This window comes from Arthrobacter sp. Bz4 (assembly GCF_003075455.1).
Classification (GTDB): domain Bacteria; phylum Actinomycetota; class Actinomycetes; order Actinomycetales; family Micrococcaceae; genus Arthrobacter_D.
Window position 1 is genome coordinate 138733 of the sequence record NZ_QDAE01000007.1, and the last position, 17658, is coordinate 156390.

20 protein-coding genes and 1 pseudogene are annotated in these 17658 nt (G+C 63.4%); 13 read left to right on the forward strand and 8 right to left on the reverse strand.

The features are described from left to right. Positions 1–61: 61 nt before the first annotated feature. Both DDA93_RS08010 and DDA93_RS08015 read right to left on the reverse strand, forming a co-directional pair. Positions 62–787, reverse strand: coding sequence for a DUF2071 domain-containing protein (locus tag DDA93_RS08010; protein ID WP_207771324.1), 726 nt, complete (start codon positions 785–787; stop codon positions 62–64). Continuing rightward, positions 780–1439, reverse strand: a complete 660-nt coding sequence (locus DDA93_RS08015; protein ID WP_116778456.1) for a Pr6Pr family membrane protein — start codon at positions 1437–1439, stop codon at positions 780–782. The genes DDA93_RS08010 and DDA93_RS08015 overlap by 8 nt, the downstream gene beginning before the upstream one ends. A gap of 54 nt (positions 1440–1493) precedes the next feature. On the opposite strand from DDA93_RS08015, the gene DDA93_RS08020 reads away from it, so the two are divergent. After that, on the forward strand, positions 1494–2099 hold the full coding sequence (locus DDA93_RS08020) for a class I SAM-dependent methyltransferase (RefSeq protein WP_207771325.1): 606 nt from the start codon (positions 1494–1496) through the stop codon (positions 2097–2099). 97 nt (positions 2100–2196) lie between these two features. Here DDA93_RS08020 and DDA93_RS08025 read toward each other — a convergent pair whose 3' ends face one another. The 3 genes and pseudogenes from DDA93_RS08025 to DDA93_RS08035 all read right to left on the reverse strand — a co-directional run bounded on the left by DDA93_RS08025 (position 2197) and on the right by DDA93_RS08035 (position 3964). Then, positions 2197–2832, reverse strand: coding sequence for a uracil-DNA glycosylase (locus DDA93_RS08025; protein ID WP_237715347.1), 636 nt, complete (start codon positions 2830–2832; stop codon positions 2197–2199). A gap of 236 nt (positions 2833–3068) precedes the next feature. Continuing rightward, positions 3069–3439: pseudogene (locus DDA93_RS08030) on the reverse strand (hypothetical protein). Positions 3440–3538: 99 nt separating this feature from the next. Next, positions 3539–3964, reverse strand: a complete 426-nt coding sequence (locus DDA93_RS08035; protein WP_019484227.1) for an Hsp20/alpha crystallin family protein — start codon at positions 3962–3964, stop codon at positions 3539–3541. A gap of 145 nt (positions 3965–4109) precedes the next feature. Here DDA93_RS08035 and DDA93_RS08040 point away from each other — a divergent pair, with 145 nt between their 5' ends. Continuing rightward, positions 4110–4394, forward strand: coding sequence for a MerR family transcriptional regulator (locus tag DDA93_RS08040; RefSeq protein ID WP_024476603.1), 285 nt, complete (start codon positions 4110–4112; stop codon positions 4392–4394). A gap of 51 nt (positions 4395–4445) precedes the next feature. Here the strand turns inward: DDA93_RS08040 and DDA93_RS08045 are convergent, their stop codons facing one another. After that, positions 4446–5678, reverse strand: a complete 1233-nt coding sequence (locus DDA93_RS08045; RefSeq protein WP_116778457.1) for an FAD-dependent oxidoreductase — start codon at positions 5676–5678, stop codon at positions 4446–4448. 3 nt (positions 5679–5681) lie between these two features. Then, positions 5682–5891 carry a DUF2945 domain-containing protein gene (locus DDA93_RS08050; RefSeq protein WP_024476605.1) on the reverse strand — a complete coding sequence of 70 codons (210 nt, stop codon included), beginning with the start codon at positions 5889–5891 and terminating at the stop codon, positions 5682–5684. A 146-nt stretch (positions 5892–6037) separates the two neighbouring features. On the opposite strand from DDA93_RS08050, the gene DDA93_RS08055 reads away from it, so the two are divergent. Then, positions 6038–8161 carry an acyltransferase family protein gene (locus tag DDA93_RS08055; RefSeq protein WP_116778458.1) on the forward strand — a complete coding sequence of 708 codons (2124 nt, stop codon included), beginning with the start codon at positions 6038–6040 and terminating at the stop codon, positions 8159–8161. Positions 8162–8284: 123 nt separating this feature from the next. Here DDA93_RS08055 and DDA93_RS08060 read toward each other — a convergent pair whose 3' ends face one another. Next, the gene (locus tag DDA93_RS08060; RefSeq protein ID WP_024476607.1) at positions 8285–8827 is read right to left on the reverse strand and encodes a hypothetical protein; all 543 of its coding nucleotides are present in this window, start codon (positions 8825–8827) and stop codon (positions 8285–8287) included. 159 nt (positions 8828–8986) lie between these two features. Here DDA93_RS08060 and ybaK point away from each other — a divergent pair, with 159 nt between their 5' ends. The 10 genes from ybaK to DDA93_RS08110 all read left to right on the forward strand — a co-directional run bounded on the left by ybaK (position 8987) and on the right by DDA93_RS08110 (position 17654). Then, positions 8987–9472 (forward strand): Cys-tRNA(Pro) deacylase, encoded by a 486-nt coding sequence (gene ybaK, locus DDA93_RS08065; protein WP_116778459.1) that lies wholly within the window; start codon positions 8987–8989, stop codon positions 9470–9472. A gap of 132 nt (positions 9473–9604) precedes the next feature. Then, entirely contained in the window at positions 9605–10771 is a 1167-nt protein-coding gene (locus tag DDA93_RS08070; RefSeq protein ID WP_116778460.1) for a M14 family zinc carboxypeptidase, read from the forward strand. Between the two features lie 241 nt (positions 10772–11012). Next, positions 11013–12038, forward strand: coding sequence for a M14 family zinc carboxypeptidase (locus tag DDA93_RS08075; RefSeq protein WP_116778461.1), 1026 nt, complete (start codon positions 11013–11015; stop codon positions 12036–12038). 167 nt (positions 12039–12205) lie between these two features. After that, the gene (locus DDA93_RS08080) at positions 12206–12616 is read left to right on the forward strand and encodes a helix-turn-helix domain-containing protein (RefSeq protein WP_116778462.1); all 411 of its coding nucleotides are present in this window, start codon (positions 12206–12208) and stop codon (positions 12614–12616) included. 5 nt (positions 12617–12621) lie between these two features. Further along, the gene (locus DDA93_RS08085) at positions 12622–13680 is read left to right on the forward strand and encodes an LLM class flavin-dependent oxidoreductase (RefSeq protein ID WP_116778463.1); all 1059 of its coding nucleotides are present in this window, start codon (positions 12622–12624) and stop codon (positions 13678–13680) included. Beyond that, entirely contained in the window at positions 13677–14225 is a 549-nt protein-coding gene (locus DDA93_RS08090) for an NAD(P)H-dependent oxidoreductase (protein ID WP_019484216.1), read from the forward strand. Before DDA93_RS08085 ends, DDA93_RS08090 begins: the two co-directional genes overlap by 4 nt. Before the next feature lie 157 nt (positions 14226–14382). Then, the gene (locus tag DDA93_RS08095; RefSeq protein ID WP_024476612.1) at positions 14383–15054 is read left to right on the forward strand and encodes a GntR family transcriptional regulator; all 672 of its coding nucleotides are present in this window, start codon (positions 14383–14385) and stop codon (positions 15052–15054) included. A 158-nt stretch (positions 15055–15212) separates the two neighbouring features. After that, positions 15213–15950: an SDR family oxidoreductase gene (locus DDA93_RS08100; protein WP_116778464.1), complete on the forward strand. Its 738-nt coding sequence runs from the start codon at positions 15213–15215 to the stop codon at positions 15948–15950. Then, positions 15943–16638 carry a carboxymuconolactone decarboxylase family protein gene (locus DDA93_RS08105; protein ID WP_116778465.1) on the forward strand — a complete coding sequence of 232 codons (696 nt, stop codon included), beginning with the start codon at positions 15943–15945 and terminating at the stop codon, positions 16636–16638. The genes DDA93_RS08100 and DDA93_RS08105 overlap by 8 nt, the downstream gene beginning before the upstream one ends. After that, positions 16635–17654: a TAXI family TRAP transporter solute-binding subunit gene (locus DDA93_RS08110; RefSeq protein WP_019484212.1), complete on the forward strand. Its 1020-nt coding sequence runs from the start codon at positions 16635–16637 to the stop codon at positions 17652–17654. The genes DDA93_RS08105 and DDA93_RS08110 overlap by 4 nt, the downstream gene beginning before the upstream one ends. The last annotated feature ends 4 nt before the right edge of the window (positions 17655–17658 follow it).

A 17658-nucleotide genomic window follows, 5' to 3' on the forward strand; every position in this document is an offset into this window, starting at 1 on the left:
GGGCTTCCGGCCGGAAACCTGTTATTTGTGTTGACTCGATGGGTAGGGGTTTAAGGCGGGGTCAGCCTCGCCGGATCACCCGCGGCTTACCGAACTGCGTCTGGACACCCGGCGAGTACAGCACCGATTCGGGTGGCCCCGTCACCTCGATTCCGGCGGCGCTGACCAACCCATCGTCGAGGTACTCGACTGTTGCGGGATGCAGCGGCCAGGGCGCGTGGGTGTTCGGGATGAACAGCGTGCGCCCGGCAAGTTCGGAGTGCAGGCCGAAGCGCGCGGTGAGGTTGATGGTCAACGGGTCGGTCGCGACCACCGAGCGGTTGGGTCGGACAGCGAACGACGACGTCGCCCCGCCCCTGAACCGCTGCACCGTATACCCTGCGAGACCCGGGTCGGGCACCGGCGCGCACCGGGACCACACGTAGGGGATTCCTGCCGCCCGCGCCACGAGGACCACGGCCAACCGTGACGCATCAAGGGTCAGGAACACCACCCCGCGGGTTCCCTCGGAGTCCCGCGAGTACAGCCTGACGTTGATCTCGCTGAAGGACCCGAAGTAAGGGATGGGCATCCCCGAACCGATCCCGGCCCCGACCATCCGGAACCCGATCAACCCCACCCAGGCGTCGCCGTCGTACACATCCGGTTCAGTACCGGGCGGCATGAATTGCGCGGCCGTCGTCACCGGGATCCGCCAGTGCAGGAAGACCGCATCCATCCATGCCTGGTCCATGATCGGCAGGCTGAGGAGGGGCGGTGCTGCCGGCCAGGCAACTGAGTCAGACATTGGTGGTCACCTGTGTTCTCGTTGGTTTCATTCGATTATCGATTTGCAGAACTGAAAAGCCAAAGCCCACGAACATGGCACCAATGAACACGCAGTTGATCAGGACCTCGAGCGGATCGATGAGCCTCAGATCCACAAACGGGTACGGGTACCAGGTAACCGCTGCGCCACGAATCAGCGTGTACACCAGCCATGTTGCCGGGAAGATCAGGGACAGCCACACCGTGTGGATGGTGAAACGCGGCCGGGGGCCAAACAGCAGCCACCCGAGCACCGTGAGAATCGGCACCACATAATGCAGAAGCGTGTCCGACAGCCTGCCCAGACCCACCAGAGCCTGCACCTCGGGGAGGCTCCGCAGCAGTGTGAAGGCGATGAGCCCGGTCACCGAGATATTGACGACGGCGTTCAACCGCAGCACCCGCCACAGGGTGGACTGCCTGCCCTCCGGGTTGCGGGCGAGGTCCAGGTTGATCATCAGAACCAGGATGTTGCTGAGGATGGTGAAGTAGCTGAAGAAGTTCCACCACGACATCGCGGGACCCAGCAGGGAGTATTTTTCCCCATTGATCAGTGCGATGACCTGGGCTCCGAGGCCCACTAGCCCAATCAGGGCGACGACGCCGTGCCAGCCTCTTGCAGCAATCCTCATAGTTTCCTCCGACAGTGAATGACAATGCCCTCCTGATCGTATGCCTAGTAGGCTGTGCCAGTGAATGACGAGACCCTTTGGGCTACAGAAAACCGTGAACACCCGGGGCACTCCGCCCGCTACATCAAACGGTTCGAGGCGATGCGTGAAGAGGGCCGTGACCTGCACGGTGAGGCGCGGCTGCTGGACGCGATGGCCGGACGAAGGAGCCAGATCCTCGACGCCGGCTGCGGCACCGGCCGGGTCGGCGGGGAACTGGCGCGGCTGGGTCACCATGTCATGGGTGTTGACGCGGACGCCGAGCTCATCGCCGCAGCACAGCACGACCATCCAACATCGCGGTGGCAGACCGGGGACCTGAGCACCCTGGAGCTGGCGCGAACCTTCGAGTTGATCCTGTGTACCGGAAACGTGTTGCCGTTCCTGGCACCCGGAACAGCGCCCGAGGTGCTCCGGCGGCTGCACGCGCATCTGATGCCGGACGGCCGACTGGTGGTGGGCTTCGGCAGCGACCGCGGGTACGCCGTCGACACCTTCTTCGCCGACGCCGACGCAGCCGGCCTCGAACGACAATCCCTGTTCTCCACCTGGGATCTCAGGCCGTGGGAGCCGACGTCGTCGTTCCTGGTCGCCGTCCTAGCCCGCAAACACGCCGTCTAAACGACAAACGGCACCCGGCGAGAGCCACGAAAGCTGCTCCCCGGGTGCCGTCAGGCGGTAATGGATCAACCCAGTACTTGATCGACCCAGCACTTGATCAGGCGCGGCTGATCCCAGCGCGTGCCATCGCATCGGTGTAGGCGGCCTGCATTTCCTGGCGCCACACTTCCTGCTTCGCCGGGGATCCCGCAAACGCGCGGTCGCCGGTGGAGCGCACCTTGTACACCTTGAAACCGCGGCGCTGAATGGCCCGGTTCTCCAGCTGGGTGAGGCGGCGTGCCACCTTGTGTGCATCGGTGCCGTGAGCCACGAGGGCCGAGGCGCGAGAGACGCGCTGCAGGAAAGCCAACAATGGCTTGACGCCTTCGTCGATCTGCTCTGGGGTGAGGGCCTTTTCCTTTACCTCTGTGACGTACCAGGGGTAAACGTTCCAGGGCATCACGAACTTGGGCTGCAGCCCAACGCTTTCGTAAATTTCAGCAGTGCGGATAGCACTCTGATCGTCGTTCTCCGCCGACACGAATCCTGAGGCGAGGCTTGCACCCGGGTTGGAGAACAGGCTCACAATCCGACACTCGTCGAGGTCATGTGCGGGGTCAATGTAGGGAAGTGAACGGTCCGGCTTCTGCTCGGCCAGAGTGTCACACATCCGGTTGATTTCTTCGATATTCGGGTCGTAACGTCGTTCCCACTGCTGTGCTCGGTAAGCCGGGTCCGCCATGCGTCGTGCCAATTTTGCCTCCTCGCGGACAATGCCTGAAGTGGCAATAATGTTGTCCGCAGTCTTCCAGCTTACGCGCCCAAGCTGAACGCGGGGTCACCCGGTCCTTGCTGGAGTGCATGGACTGCGTGCAGGATTCCCCAACTTCCGGGGCCGACGACGGCGTGTCCCGCCGAACACGCCGCGTTTCTGGCCGTTACCCCAGCGAAGGTGGGAGACCTGCACGCCCGACGCGACCGATGACCAGCCTAGGCATCGTCGCCGTAGATGAAACTTTTCGCGAAGGACACCGCCTTCTTGAACGCATCGTTGCGCAGGGAAACGTCGTCGACCGCATCACTGGATTCCAGGTATGCGGTGTGGCCGGGCCTGAGCACCCAGATGTCTCCCTGCGGGGGGAGATAGAACACGCCGAAAGACCGCTGCGACTGGTCATCACCCCAGATCGGGACGCTGCGACAGCTGCGCCGGTATCCACATTGATCCATTGGGCGCGCGGCTGCGGCTCACCACCCACTGCGGGGTCAAGGAACGGGGCGGCACCCTTTCCCCAGCGTTCCTCGAAACGCTCATAGAACGCGGGAACCAGCTGAGCGTCGTACCGCCGCCATCCGGACATCATGTACCCCTTAACTTCCTCAACCGTCGTCTACTGCGGAAGTGGGGCGGCCCCCGTTGCCCCCGACAAGGGCCGCCCCTGCTCGTTGCGGGCCGTTCGTCAGGCGTTGATCTCCTGCCGGGACTGCCCATTGCTTTCAATTTCGATCCGCCGTGGCTTGGCCTTCTCAGCGATTGGGATGCGCAGGGTCAGCACGCCGCCGTCGTAATTTGCTTTCACTTTTTCGGTGTCCAGGGTGTCGCCGAGGATCAGTTGCCTGCTGAAGACGCCGCGGGGGCGCTCGGCGGCGATCAGCTCGGTTCCGTCTGGGGCGGAGGAGCTCCGTTCGGCACGGACGGTGAGCACGTTGCGCTCCACATCGAGGTCAATCGAGTTCGAGTCGACGCCTGGAAGATCGAAGGCCACCACAAAACTTTCGTTTTCCTGCCACGCGTCCATCGGCATCGCTGCCGGGCGGGCGGTCGTCCCGAGGACCTGCTGGGCCAGACGATCCAGCTCCCTGAATGGGTCGGTACGCATCAACATGGTTCCTTACTCCTTCAGCATCTTGAGTTGATGAATAGCCTGCCAATCATCTGTAGTGATTGACATAGATTTTTTATAGCACTGGTGAGAGACTGATGCAAGAGGGATTGTTCGATAAGTTCGGACCACGGCTGGAGGGTTGGAGATGACTGAGAAACAAGACCCCAGCGCCGGCCTGTACGCCATCTCGGTGGCGGCTGAGCTGGTCGGAATGGGACAGCAGAATCTGCGGCTCTATGAGCGGAAGGGCCTGCTCGACCCGGCCCGAACCCCCGGCGGGACCCGGAAGTACAGCGATCTTGATCTGGCGACACTGCGCCGCATCGAGCAACTACTCGGCGAGGGGCTGAATCTTGCCGGCATCAGGATGGTCCTGGTGCTGGAAGCCGCGAACGGCAGGCTGCGCGACGAGCTCGACGCCGCCGAGTAGCCCGGCCGGCAGGCCAGGCGAGTAGCCGACTGAGTAACCCGCCCGGGCGGCCTAGGCCCGGCCTTTCAGGATCAGGTTCCAATACACCCGAGGCAGGATGCGCCGCTCCAGTACAAAGGTGGCACGGTGCTCCCGCATGATGCCTTTCCACGGGATGGACGGCTTCGCCCGGTACTGGTCATCAAATTCCGAGAACACCACCGTGGACCGCGACACCGTGAACGGGCAGGCCGAATAGTTGTTGTATTTCGCGTTGACGCTTTTGCCCTTCAGGACCGCCATCAGGTTCTTGGCAACCACCTGGGTCTGCTGCCGAAGGGCGGCGCCGGATTTGGAATTCAGGGTCGCCGCCGCGTCACCGAGGGACCAGACGGCCGGATACCTGATGGACCGCAGCGTCTCGGGGTCCACCTCGACAAATCCCGCAGGGTCCCCGGGCTTCGACAGATTGGTGGCCTTGAGCCAATCCGGCGCGGACTGCGGCGGGACGGCGTGGAGCACATCGTAGGTCAGGGTCTCGCTGCCACCGACACCGCTGCCAGCACCAAGGTCCTGCACCGTGACGGTGCGTTCGACGGCGTCGACGGCGGTGATCTCACTGTTGTGGCGCACCTCGATACCGTACTCGGCGATCTTGCGGTTGAGTTCCTCATTGGCCACCGCCTCGGCGAACACCGTCGGGGTGGGAACAATCAGCATCACCCGGATGTCCTCGAGAACGCCCTGCTGGGCCCAATAGTCACAGGCGAGGTACATCGGCTTCTGCGCCGCTCCCCCGCAGGTGAGCGGCCCCGGCGGCAGGTTGAACACCACCGTCCCGCGCCGCAAGTTCCGCAGCAGCTCCCAGGCCTTGGGTGCCAGCTCGATCTCATAATTGGACGCCCCGTACTTCGATGCCATTGCGTCGGCCAGGCCCGGTACCGCGTCCCAGTCCTTCTGGATGCCGGGGCAAACCACCAGCTGGTCGTAGCGAATCTGGCCACCTGATGCCAGGTGGATGGTGTTCTGGCCTGCGTCGATGTCGACGACGGCGTCCCTGACCCAGGTCACGCCGCGGGGAATCACCGAGGCCTGAGGCCGGATGGCCTCCGACGCCTCGGCTGTTCCGCCGGCAATGTGGGAAAACAACGGCTGGTACAGGTGCCGGGAGCTGGGCTCCACCACTGCAATGCCTTGGGCGCCATACCTTCGGAGCCGTGCTGCGAGCGATATTCCTGCATTTCCGCCGCCAATAATGACTATTTGATGGCGGGTCGGCTGCGGATCGCTTGCGGCAGCGGCCACGGCCTAGGCTGACTTCTCGGTGAGGGCGCTGGCCTTATGGGCAGCCTTGGCGCCGGTCTTGTCCGACTCGACAACGTACTGTGGCTCGTCGTCGCTGGCACGGTGGGTGTTGCCATCCAGTTGGAAATCACTGGTTTTCTTCTCCACAATTTTTCCGTGGGTAGTGCCCTGCGGGGTGTTCCACTCCACGCTCGTGCCCTTGGTCAGTGCCACAGTGACTCCTTCAATCGACAGTGTGCTTACCAGCCTACGGCCTCTTCCGTGTAGGACTGCGGGATTGACCTATGAATAGATGGAAGCCACCAGACGCACGCTGTCGTGCAGGCGGGGTATCACCCTGCACGACGACGGAGGACTTCATGAAAGACGGCGAAACTACAGCAGTGCACGGTCGCCATCTCTCTGATCACCCGACAGCCCCCGCCCCGGAACCCGGGGCGACGACGACGTCGTCGGCCTCGACGTCGACTTTGGCCGCGCCGGGGGCGACACGTAAGGGGTTCCGGCCCGAGGTCCAGGGTCTTCGGGCGCTCGCGGTCCTGATGGTGGTCACCTATCACATCTGGTTTGACCGGGTCTCCGGTGGCGTGGACATCTTCCTGCTCATTTCAGCGTTCCTGATGACCCTGACGTTCGTGCGGAAAGCCGACCGGGGAGCCCCCTTCGCCCTCCTGGCGCACTGGGTGCACCTGTTCAAACGCCTGCTGCCCGCCGTCGTCGTGGTCCTGATCGGAACCATCACCGCGTCGCTGCTGTTTCTGCCGAAGGCCCGCTGGAGTATGGTGCTCAAGCAGTCGTGGGCGTCGCTGTTCTACTTCCAGAATTGGCTGCTGGCGTCCGAATCCGTTGACTACTACGCCGACACCAGTGTGGCCAGTCCGCTTCAACACTTCTGGTCCCTCTCCATTCAGGGCCAGGTCTTCATCCTGTGGCCGCTGCTCTTCCTGGCAGCGAGCCTGGTGGCGAAAAGCATTCACCTCCGGTTCCAGACGGTCGCCGCGGTGATCTTCGGTGCGCTGTTCGTTGCGTCGCTCGCCTTTTCCATCTATCAAACCGATGCCAACCAGTCCTACACGTATTTCGATACCCGAGCCCGGCTGTGGGAGTTCGCGCTGGGAACACTGCTGGCTTTGGTGCTGCCGTATGTGAAACTGCCGAAGGCCGCAGCGGTAGCGGCGGGCTGGATCGGGTTGGCGGGGATGCTGAGCGTCGGCTACCTGGTGGACGTCGAGGGCGAGTTTCCTGGTTTCGTCGCGCTCTGGCCGCTCGTCGCTGCGGCGCTGATCATCACCGCTGGCCAAACTGGAAGCCGTTTCGGCGCTGACCGGCTCCTCTCCTGGGGGCCGCTGGTAAAAATGGGTGACCTGTCCTACGCGCTTTATCTATGGCACTGGCCCGTGCTGGTCATTTACCTCGTGTATCGGGGACAGGACGCCGTCGGCCCCGTTGCGGGCCTGGCCATCATCGGCTTGTCGCTGATCCTCGCGTACTTCACCACCCGGTTTGTCGAACGCCCACTGCGGAGCCTTCCCCGGGTAGAGGCTAGCCGGGTGCGCAGCCTCGCAGTCATCGCCGTCTGCGTCACCCTCGTCTCCGTATCGGTGGCCAGCGTGCAGTGGACCATGCGGGCACAGGCTCAAGCCCTGGCCAGTCAATCCGACACGCAGAACCCCGGCGCCTATTCGCTACTGCCCGGCTTCGTCGACCGCTCCACGGGTGACTCGCCGCCGCTACCGGATCTGGGCAGCCTCGACGCCGAGTGGGGCGTGCTCGGCGAGAAGTGCGTAGGAGAGCACATTCCGGTAGAAAACGACCGAGCTGTCCGCGGTTGTTCCTTCACCCCCGCGGAGGGAACACCGGCGAAAGAGATCCTGGTCATCGGCGACTCGCACACCGAGCAATGGCTGGAACCCATCGAACTTATGGCCCAGCGAAACAACTACCAGGTGACGGCCCTGCTGCTGGGTGGGTGCAGCAACGGCACGGAAAGCGACAACCGTTCCGAGGCCTGCAACACGTTCAACGACGCCGCGACGGACTACGCGCTAAGGATGAAGCCCGACGTCGTGTTCACCATGGCGACCATCTCCCACAAGGCAACCACTGCCGAACGTGAGGTCTCCGGTATCGCTGAGGCCAGCAAAATTCTCGGGGAAGCAGGCATCCCCGTGATCGGGATGCGGGATAACCCCAGATTCGAATTCAATATGATCAACTGCGTCGAGGAATACGGGCCGGACGCTGCCGAGTGCACCTTCCCGGTTAGCGAGAAACTTGCCGCGACCGCGCCGGTGCCCTCGGTGCAGGAAACGGGCGGCGCGCTCCGCTTCATGGACCTCACCGACCTGATCTGCCCCGCAGGGATCTGCAGCCCGGTGGTGGGCAACGTCTATGTCTACCTGGACGACAACCACCTCACCATTTCCTACACCGGAACAACCCTGCCCCAATTCGAGGAGCGCTTCCACGCCGCCTTGGGCTGACGCCGGCCGGGGCCAAGGTGCCTCCAGCCGGGCATGAAGAGAGGGACAGGGCCGGTGGCCCTGTCCCTCTCTTTACCGGATGGTTTATCTGGTCCGGATCACGCTGTTTGTCCAGCGACCTGCCTAGCGGCGCTTGGTGAGTCCGCTCAACAGGTTCGCGGGGCGCTGCTGCTCGCCCTGCTGCGCACCGAGGACAATGACCACTCCGCTGACCAGGGGCAGTGCCCACTGGACGATCTTGAGCTGCTTCTGTGCTGCGGCCAGTTCTGGTGAGCTGGAGGCGCCTGGTTCGGTTGCCCCTTTCGCGCCCTCATCGGCCAGTTCCCCGACCTTCTTGCCCAGGATCCCGGCGTACAGTGACAGGCCCATTCCGGCGACCGTCACGACTGACTTGACGACGGTGTTGGCCAGCGCGCCGTCCTGTCCTGCGACCCGGCCCTTGTTGCCGAGGATGAGGCCGACGCCGCCAATGGCGTGGGCGCCGAAGGCTGCGGTCTGGATGGGGGTCCATTTGGCCCAGCCCACCGTCGCCAGACGGGTGCGTTCCTTCGGATCCTTGGCCTCCGCGGCCGCGCCGTTGAGGCCGACGGCACCCATCAGGGATCCGCCAAACCAGGCAGCGGCACTCAAATCGTGAACGGATCGTGCCAGTAGATTTCCAGCCATAGTGATCACTCCTCCAATAGATTTCCGTTGAATAACGGCAAAACTTGTTCCCTAAGCATACTTACTATCGGGTGGTTACGCACACCGGGGTCAGCCCGCGGCTATCTGCGGGGCGCCTTGAAGCCTCCCGCTGGCACCGGCATCGCATAGGCTTCCCGCATGAGCCGCACACCAGCAGCGACTCCTGCCACCGTCGCCTTGAGCGCCGCCGGGGTCCACTTCTCAGTGCTGAACTACGCCCACAACCCTCGGTCGGGCAGCTACGGGGCGGAGGCAGCGGAAGCCCTCGGCGTCGACCCGGCACGCGTTTTCAAGACCCTCATGGTGGATGTGGACGGAACGCTCACGGTCGCCGTCGTCCCCGTTTCCAGCTCGCTTAACCTGAAGGCGCTCGCGGCCGCTTCCGGACGGAAGAATGCGGTACTCGCCGACCCTGCGCTGGCCCAGCGGCGGACGGGTTACGTCCTGGGCGGCATCTCCCCGGTGGGACAACGGCAAACCAGCCCGGCAGTGGTCGATGAATCCGCCCTGAGCTTCGCCACCATCCTGGTGTCCGGCGGGCGGCGCGGGTTGGAGATTGAACTGGCGCCGGCGGACCTGATCAGGGTGACCAGCGCGACAGTGGCATCCATTGCGCAACGATAAAGAACCTGAATCCGTTATCGTAAAAAACTTTGTCCGTTTCCGTGACAATAGTTACCCCTGGAAAGTAATCTTCTGACACCCGCCCTCTAGGCGGGCCCTAGATGACAACGCAGTCAATGGAGGAATTCCGGCATGGGAAAATTCTTTAGATCGACCAGGCTTTGGGCTTTGGGCGCAGCATCGGTGGTTGCATTACCCCTCCTCGGGAGCGGCCCCGCCCTGGCGGATGCCAACTTCCCCTCAACCGAGGGAAAGACCAGCACGGCAAGCATTCTGACCTACGAGGACATGGTCAAGGACCTGCTCAAGCTTGAACGAAACAGCCGCTACGAGGTGGATGTCTTCACCCTGGAGGAGGCCGGCACCACGGTCAACAAGAACGAACAGGGCCAGGATCTCTATGTCGCCACGGTAGGAAACGGACCCGAGGATGTTTGGGTACAGGGTCGCATCCATGGCAATGAACCGTATGGAACTGAATCCATTCTGAGTCTGCTCAAGAGCCTCGGCACCAACGGATCAAGCAATTACCAGGAAATCCGTGACGCCTTCACCATCAACTTCATCCCGATGTACAACCCGGATGGAAGTGAGATGAACATCCGGCAGACCGTCCTCTGGGACGACGCAGCGAACGCGCCGCTGTTGGACACTTCAGGAAATGAGCAGCGCGTCGACCTGAACCGGGATTGGGTTGCAGACCAATTCCGGGCCGACGAGTCCCTTGCATTCTACGAATACTGGACCATGGTCAAGCCTGACTACGGCATCGACATTCACCACCAGGGCCTCAAGCAGGAGTATGGAACCGGCGACGACGTCACCCTGTCCCTGGGCATCTCCCTGGCACCGGGCGGGCCCACCCTTCCCGCCCTCGCTAACGGCGAGTACGACATCCTCACCCGGCAGATGCACGGCTACGTGTACGAGGAACTCAGCAAAACAGGCTTCATCAACATGGACCGCTACCAGGTAGGAGGCAGCCTCGATATCGACATCAAGGGAGGCGTGGTGTCAGCGATGATGCTCGGACTGGACTACCAGGGTATGAACCCGACCGGGCACTCCACTCCAGTGGTATTTTTCGAAACCTCAGGCAACACCAGCGACGGCTCGCTGGGACAGAAGGCCAGGGGCAAGAGCATCCAGCAGAACATCCTCGCCATGGAGACGCTGCTGCTCGGACTGGCCACCCAGGAAGTACAGGCTGTCGATCCTGAAGTGTGGGAGGAAATTCCGCACGCACCGGTGACCGGCTACCTGACCGACTACGCGGGCGTCATACCAGTCACACCGTAGTAACAGTCCTGGCTGCGGGGATTGTGCGCCGGAAAGCTCATCGACGCAGAATCCCCGCGGCCAGCCCAAAATAGTCCCTGCAGGACGAGCTGTCCAGACCGGACCGCAGTTTCAAGCCGACTTTGTCAAAGATAGTTTTATTGCCTAGCGCAATCGGTTTTTTGCTATTACGCTCCGGTTACGGTCACTGCGTACGCTCGCCGGGACCGGAAGCATAAGATCCCAAGAGAGGTCCAGGTTTATGAAAAAATCGATCACTGCTGCCGCGTTGGCTGGAGCCCTGTTGTTCACTGCAACTCCGGCCGCCATTGCCGTAGGCGAAGGCCCCGGGTATGGCGGCAAGGAAACCATCAATACGTCGATCCTCCGCACTTACGACGAGATGGTGCAGTTTTTGCAGAACCAGGATGCAAAACAGCCGCACATGGAACTGGAAGTGATCGGCCAGTCCGTGAAGGGGCGTGACCTCTATCTGGCAAAGTACATCCAGAACCCAGACAACCCCACCATCCTCTTTCTGACCCAGCAGCATGGCAACGAGCAGTTGACCACCGAGGGAGCCCTTGAGTACATCAAGCATCTGGGCACGGGTAAAACCGGAGATGTTCTCGACGGCGTCAATGTACTGGTGGTTCCGATGCTCAACGCAGACGGCGCCATGGGCGACGTCGATTTTTCACTTGAAAACTACATCGCAAAGGGCGACCGGAACCTCACCCGGTTCAATGCACTGGGCGTAGACCTGAACCGCGACCACATCACCAAAATTCAGCCCGAAACACAAGCCCTCCACAACAACGTGCTGGCGAAGTACGACGTCGATTACATGATTGACCTCCACCACCAGGGTGCGAACAGCGAGCGGGATGGGCGCCTGGTCTCAGGCTCCATTTTGCACCCGACCACACCGAACGTGGACCTCGACGTCCTAGAGGGATCCAAACGGCTGGGAGCAGTTGTATTCGATGCCGTGGACTCCACCGGGTGGGGGCATCTTGGCAAGTACGCTGGTGGCTCTGCAGAAACCATCAGCCGGAATGGAATCGCTGTCGAGTACGGCATCTCTACGTTGCTTTTCGAGATGCGTGGCATGTCTGACCATTTCAACGAGGGAGCAATCCTCGGACAGAAGAGCAATGGGTACCTAATCAAGCAGACGATTACCACTCTGGATGCAACGGTTAGCGCGTTGTCGGATGGATCAATCGAAGACGCCGATACCTCGTTCTGGGACACGCTGGCAGTGCAGAACACCCGCACGGAATAAGGTCGCTGGACAGAGGGCTGCTCCCGCCGGTCTTCCGGTTCGGGGCAGCCCTTTGTGCTGCCCGGACGCTGCCGCGCTGGGGTGGTATCCCGGGGAATAGAACCGGAGTCACTCCAGTTGACGTAGTTACTTCTGCAACGGCAGTGGGTCAGTGAAGGGAGTGCGCCGTGAGCGATCACGAAAGTCCGGCACCCGCGCATCAAGCCGAGGCCGACGGCGGGGCATGCCCCTCCTTCGTGGCCGCCATGGACGTCATCGGACGGCGCTGGAGCGGCATCATCATCGAGGCGATCGGTAAGGGCAACACCGGCTTCGCCGACGTCAGCCGATTTGTCCCCCACATCGGCGACACCATGCTCGCCAAGCGGCTCCGCGAACTTGAAACCGACGGGCTCATTCAGCGAGAAGTCATGGCTGGGCGTCCCATCCGCGTGCGCTACTCACTTACCGTCGCCGGGCTGGCCCTGCTGCCCATTCTGCGGGACATCACCGCGTGGGGACATGCCTACTCGGTGACCGAGCAAACCGCAGCTGCCGAACAGGCGCCCACAGACCACCACCTCAACAAGGGACGATAAAAACTATGGCTTTCGAACTTGGCATCCTCACCTTTGGCGAGCTGACCACCGATCTGACGACCGGACGCATGCCCTCCCCCGAGGAGCGGATGAAGCAGACCATCGAGCAGGCCCGCGTCGCCGACGAGGTGGGCCTCGACGTCTTCGGCGTCGGCGAACACCACCGCACCGACTTCGTCGCCTCAGCCCCGCACATGGTCCTCGCGGCCGCAGCCATGGCAACCAGGAACATCCAACTCACCAGCGGCGTTACCGTGCTCAGCTCCGAGGACCCGGTCCGGGTGTTCCAGAACTTCGCCACCCTTGACCTCATCTCCGGCGGCCGGGCCGAGATCATCGCTGGCCGCGGGTCCTATACCGAGTCCTTCCCCCTGTTCGGGTACGACCTCGGCGACTATGCTGACCTCTTCCGGGAAAAGCTCGACCTGCTGCTGGCCATCCGTGCCGAAAATCCGGTGTCCTGGCAGGGCCGCCTGCGCGCACCGCTGGTCAACGCCGACATCGCGCCCCGCCCGATCAGCGACCTGCCCATCTGGGTGGGCGTCGGCGGCACCCCCGCCTCGGCGGTCCGCACGGGACAGCTCGGCCTGCCCCTGGCGTTGGCCCTCCTGCTTGGCCCCATCACCCAGTTCGAGCGCCCCGTGGATCTCTACCGTCAGGCATCGGTTGCGGCCGGCCATGACCTCTCCAGCCAGCGGATCAGCATCAACGCCCACGGCATGGTCGGCAAGACCAGCCAGAGCGCCCGCGACGACTTCTTCCCGTACTTCTCCCGCGGTCTGGGCGAGAACAACCACCAGCGTGGAGCCAGTTTCAATCTGCCGCGGAACGCCTTCGAGGCCCAGGCCTCCCCCGCGGGCGGCCTCCTGGTGGGCAGCCCCCAGGAAATCATCGACAAGCTGCTCACCTATCACGACCTGTACGGCGTCTCCCGCGCCGTCTTCCAGATGGGCTTCGGCGGAGTGCCGCAGCAGACTCACCTGGAAGCCATCGAACGCTTGGGCACCGAGGTGGCGCCCGTCATCCGCGCCGAGATTGCCTCCCGCGAATCGGTGAACGCATGAGCCGGCCCCTGCGCGTCGTCGTCGTCAATGGCAGCCCCACCCAACGCTCAAAGACCATGGGCCTGGTCAAGCTCATTACCGAGTCACTGTCGCAGAAGCTTGCGATCGAGGTCCACCAGACCAACGTCTACCACCTGGGCCCCTCCTTCACCGGCGCCATCTCGCGGGCGGATCTGGACCCGGCGGTCGAGGCCGAGTACGCCGCCGTCGAGTCGGCTGACCTGCTCATCGCCGCGACCCCCGTCTACCGCGGCTCCTATGCGGGGATGTTCAAGCACTTCTTCGACCTGGTGGGGCAGTACTCGCTGACAAACACGCCGGTCATCCTCGTCGCCACCGGTGGCAGCGACCGGCATGCACTCGTCATCGAGCACGCCCTCCGGCCACTGTTCGGGTTCTTCCAGGCCGCGACCATTCCCGTGGGCTTCTACGCGAACTCCGGAGACTTCGACGGCGACCTGGTGCTCAACGCTGAGGTGTACAGCCGGATCGAGGTCGGGCTGGGCGATGTCATCGATAGCCTGCACCAAACCGTCAACCGGTGAGCAAAGTAGACATTCGATAAGGAAATTTCCACCACCGGCGCCTACCTTGACCCACTCGGTCCAGATTGCTCACCGGATAGAGGGGTCGCTGACCGCCGTATCGGTATTCGGCTAGAGTTATACAGGTGAGGAATGGCCTACGGAACCCCGGTGTAGCGTGATTGACGACGCCGAGACGGACTCCCGGCGCCCCACCACCGCCCCCGCCTTTGTCCTTGCACAACTGCGCCGTGCCATCATCGCTGGCGAACTGCTGCCCGGGCAGGCGCTCCGGCAGGACGCCCTCGCCGAACGCTTCGGGGTCAGCCGCGTCCCCCTCCGTGAAGCCTTCAAGGTGCTGGAAGGCGAAGGGCAGGTGGTGTACGCACCACACCGCGGCTACAAGGTGGCCACCCTTTCACTCACCGACCTTCTCGAGGTGTACCGCATCCGCGAGATCCTCGAGGCTGAAGCCGTTCGAGTCGCGATCAGACGGTCCGACGACGGCGTCGTCACCCTGCTGAGAGCGGCAGCCCAGGAAGTGGAGACGGCGAGCGCGGCCGGAGACCTGCTGACCATGACCGAGGCGAACCGGCGGTTCCACTTCCTGATGGTGACTTCAGCCCGGATGCCGCGCCTCGAAAAACTGATCCAGGTGTTGTGGGATGCCACAGAGACCTACCGGTTCGTGTACTACGGCGACGAGGCCAACCGCCACCGGGTCGAGAATGAACACCAATGCATCATCGAAGCTTTCGCCGATCGCGATGCCGACCGGGTCATCACCCTGCTCAACGAACACCGCAGCCATGCTGTCGACGCCCTGAGGACTTTCCTAAACGGGAAGTGACCCTCGTCACGAAATATTTGTGATCCCTGTTACATTCTGACCGATAATTGGATACAGTATCCAAATGATCTGGTCACCGCCGCGCTCCTTGACGCTGCTCGCACCCTTGTTGCCCGGGGTACCGAAGTGCCAGCAGCCACGTTTCGGGAATCACTTCCATGAGTGACTGGCTCGGTCTGGGTGGCCAACGGGTCTTGGTCGCGGGTGCTGGCGGTATTGGCAGCGCGTTGGCTGGAGCCTTTGCCGACGCGGGAGCCCGCGTGGTGGTTGCCGACGTAAATCCGGCCGGCCTCGCCGCCCTGGATCCTCGAGTGCACCCCCTCGAAATGGATCTCTCCACCACCGCCGGGTGCGACGACGCCGTCGCCCGCGCAGCCGCCGAACTCGGCGGACTCGACGTCCTGGTCCACGCGGTGGGCGTCAACAACCGGGTCCCACTGCTCGAAACCACCGACGATGACTGGGATCGCATGATCTCCATCAACCTCACCAGCGCCTTCCGCCTCGGCCGGGCCGCCGGCAAGCTCATGGTCGCCGCCGGCTACGGGCGCCAGGTCTACTGTTCCTCGGTGTCGAGCCTGCTCGCCCACCCGGACCACGGCCCCTACGCCGCCAGCAAGGGCGGCCTGAACCAGCTCCTCCGCGTGATGGCCCGCGAATGGGCCGCCGACGGCGTCACAGTCAACGCCATCGCCCCCGGCTACGTGGAAACCGAACTCACCCGCGGTCATCTGGACAAACCGGGCGTCCGCGAACACTACACCTCGCTCGTCCCCGCCGGCCGACTGGGCACCACCGGCGATCTCACTGGCCCCGCCCTCTTCCTCGCCTCCCGCCAGGCCGCCTTTGTCACCGGCCATGTGCTCTACGTCGACGGCGGGCGGACCCTTGTCTGAGCAAGAGTGGGCTGAGCAGGAGTCAGCCGAGCGCCAGCCGACCGAGAAGGCCGACGGCGGCCGCTTCCCGTTGCTCGCGCCGGGGGTGCTCGACGACGAGCAGCTCGCCCTTTACAACACGATCGCCGGTCCACCCCGTGCGGGCGGCCCCTTCCTGGTGGTCGACGACGACGGCCACCTGGCCGGGCCGTTCAACGCACTGCTGTACGCCCCGCAGATCGGCCAGGCCGTGCAGGCGCTGGGCGCAGCGCTCCGGTTTGGTGGGAAACTGCCCGCCCGCACCCGTGAACTGGTGATCTGCGCCGTCGCCGCCGAACGCTGCTCAGCCTACGAATGGTATGCGCACAGCAGGGTAGCCCTCACCGTCGGCATCACCGCGACGGAACTGGAAAACCTCCGTGAGGGTTTCGTCCCGGCTGAGCTACCCGACGACGAACTCTCGGCCCTGACGTTCACCGCCGCCCTCCTCAACGGGCGGGCCGTCTCCGATGTCGACCATGCAGCCGCGCTCGAGCACCACGGCCACGAAGGCATCACCGAGCTGTCCATCCTGGTGGGCTACTACCGGGCCCTGTCCGGGCTGCTCGCCGCCGGCGACGTCGGCGCACCAGCGGCCAGGGCGCCAACCGCCCCCCATTCTCAACCTCCATCACACATCACCACCACCACTAAGGGAGAACGTCCATGACCACCTCACCACTGCACCGTCGCAGGGTCCGGCTTGCCGCCGCTGCACTCACCGTCCCCGCACTGTTCCTGTCCGCCTGCGGCAGCCCCGATACCAGCGGCGGAGACAGCGGCGGCGGAGACGCCAGCGCCGCAGCCGACGGCGGCACCCTGTCTATCGCCACCGGCGGTACCGGCGGCGTGTATTACCCCCTCGGCGGCGGCTTCGCCACGATGATCCGCGACAACGTCGAGGGCTACGACGCCACGGTCCAGGAGACCAACGCCTCCGTGGACAACATGCTCCTGATCGAGAACGGTTCAGCCCAGCTGGCCTTCGCCGTCGGTGACGTTGTCTCCGACGCCGTCGAGGGCGTCAACGACTTCGAGGGCAATCCCATCGAAATCTGCTCACTGGGCAACACCTACAACAACTTCATGCAGGCCGTCACCGTTGATGGCACCGGCATTGAGGGTGTCGCTGACATGGAAGGCAAGGTCGTCTCGGTCGGCGCTCCCGGCTCGGCCACCGAGGTCGCCGCCCTGCGTATCCTTGAGGCCGCCGGCATCGACCCCGAGTCAGGGGTAGAACGCCGTCAGCTCGGCGCCGCTGAAACCGTCGCAGCCCTGCGTGACGGCACCATCGACGCTGGTTTCTGGTCCGGCGGCCTGCCCACCGGTGCGCTGATCGACCTCGCCAGCGACGGGGACATGAACCTCCTCAACATCGGCGAGTACGCCGAACAGCTCTCCACCGAATACGGCGACTACTACGTCGAGGAAGACATCCCCGCCGACACCTACGAGGGCCAGACCGAGGCAGTCTCAGCGATCGCCTCACCGAACATCCTCGTAGCCAGCCCGGAAATGGACGAGCAGCTGCAGCAGGACATCACCGCGGCGATCTTCGACAACGTTGAAGCCCTCACCCAGGTGCACCCCGCCGCCGTCGAACTGGATGCCGCCACCGCAGGGGACATCGCCTACGTCGAAACCTGCCCCGGCGCCCAGGCGTACTTTGACGAAAACGCAGGCTAACCAC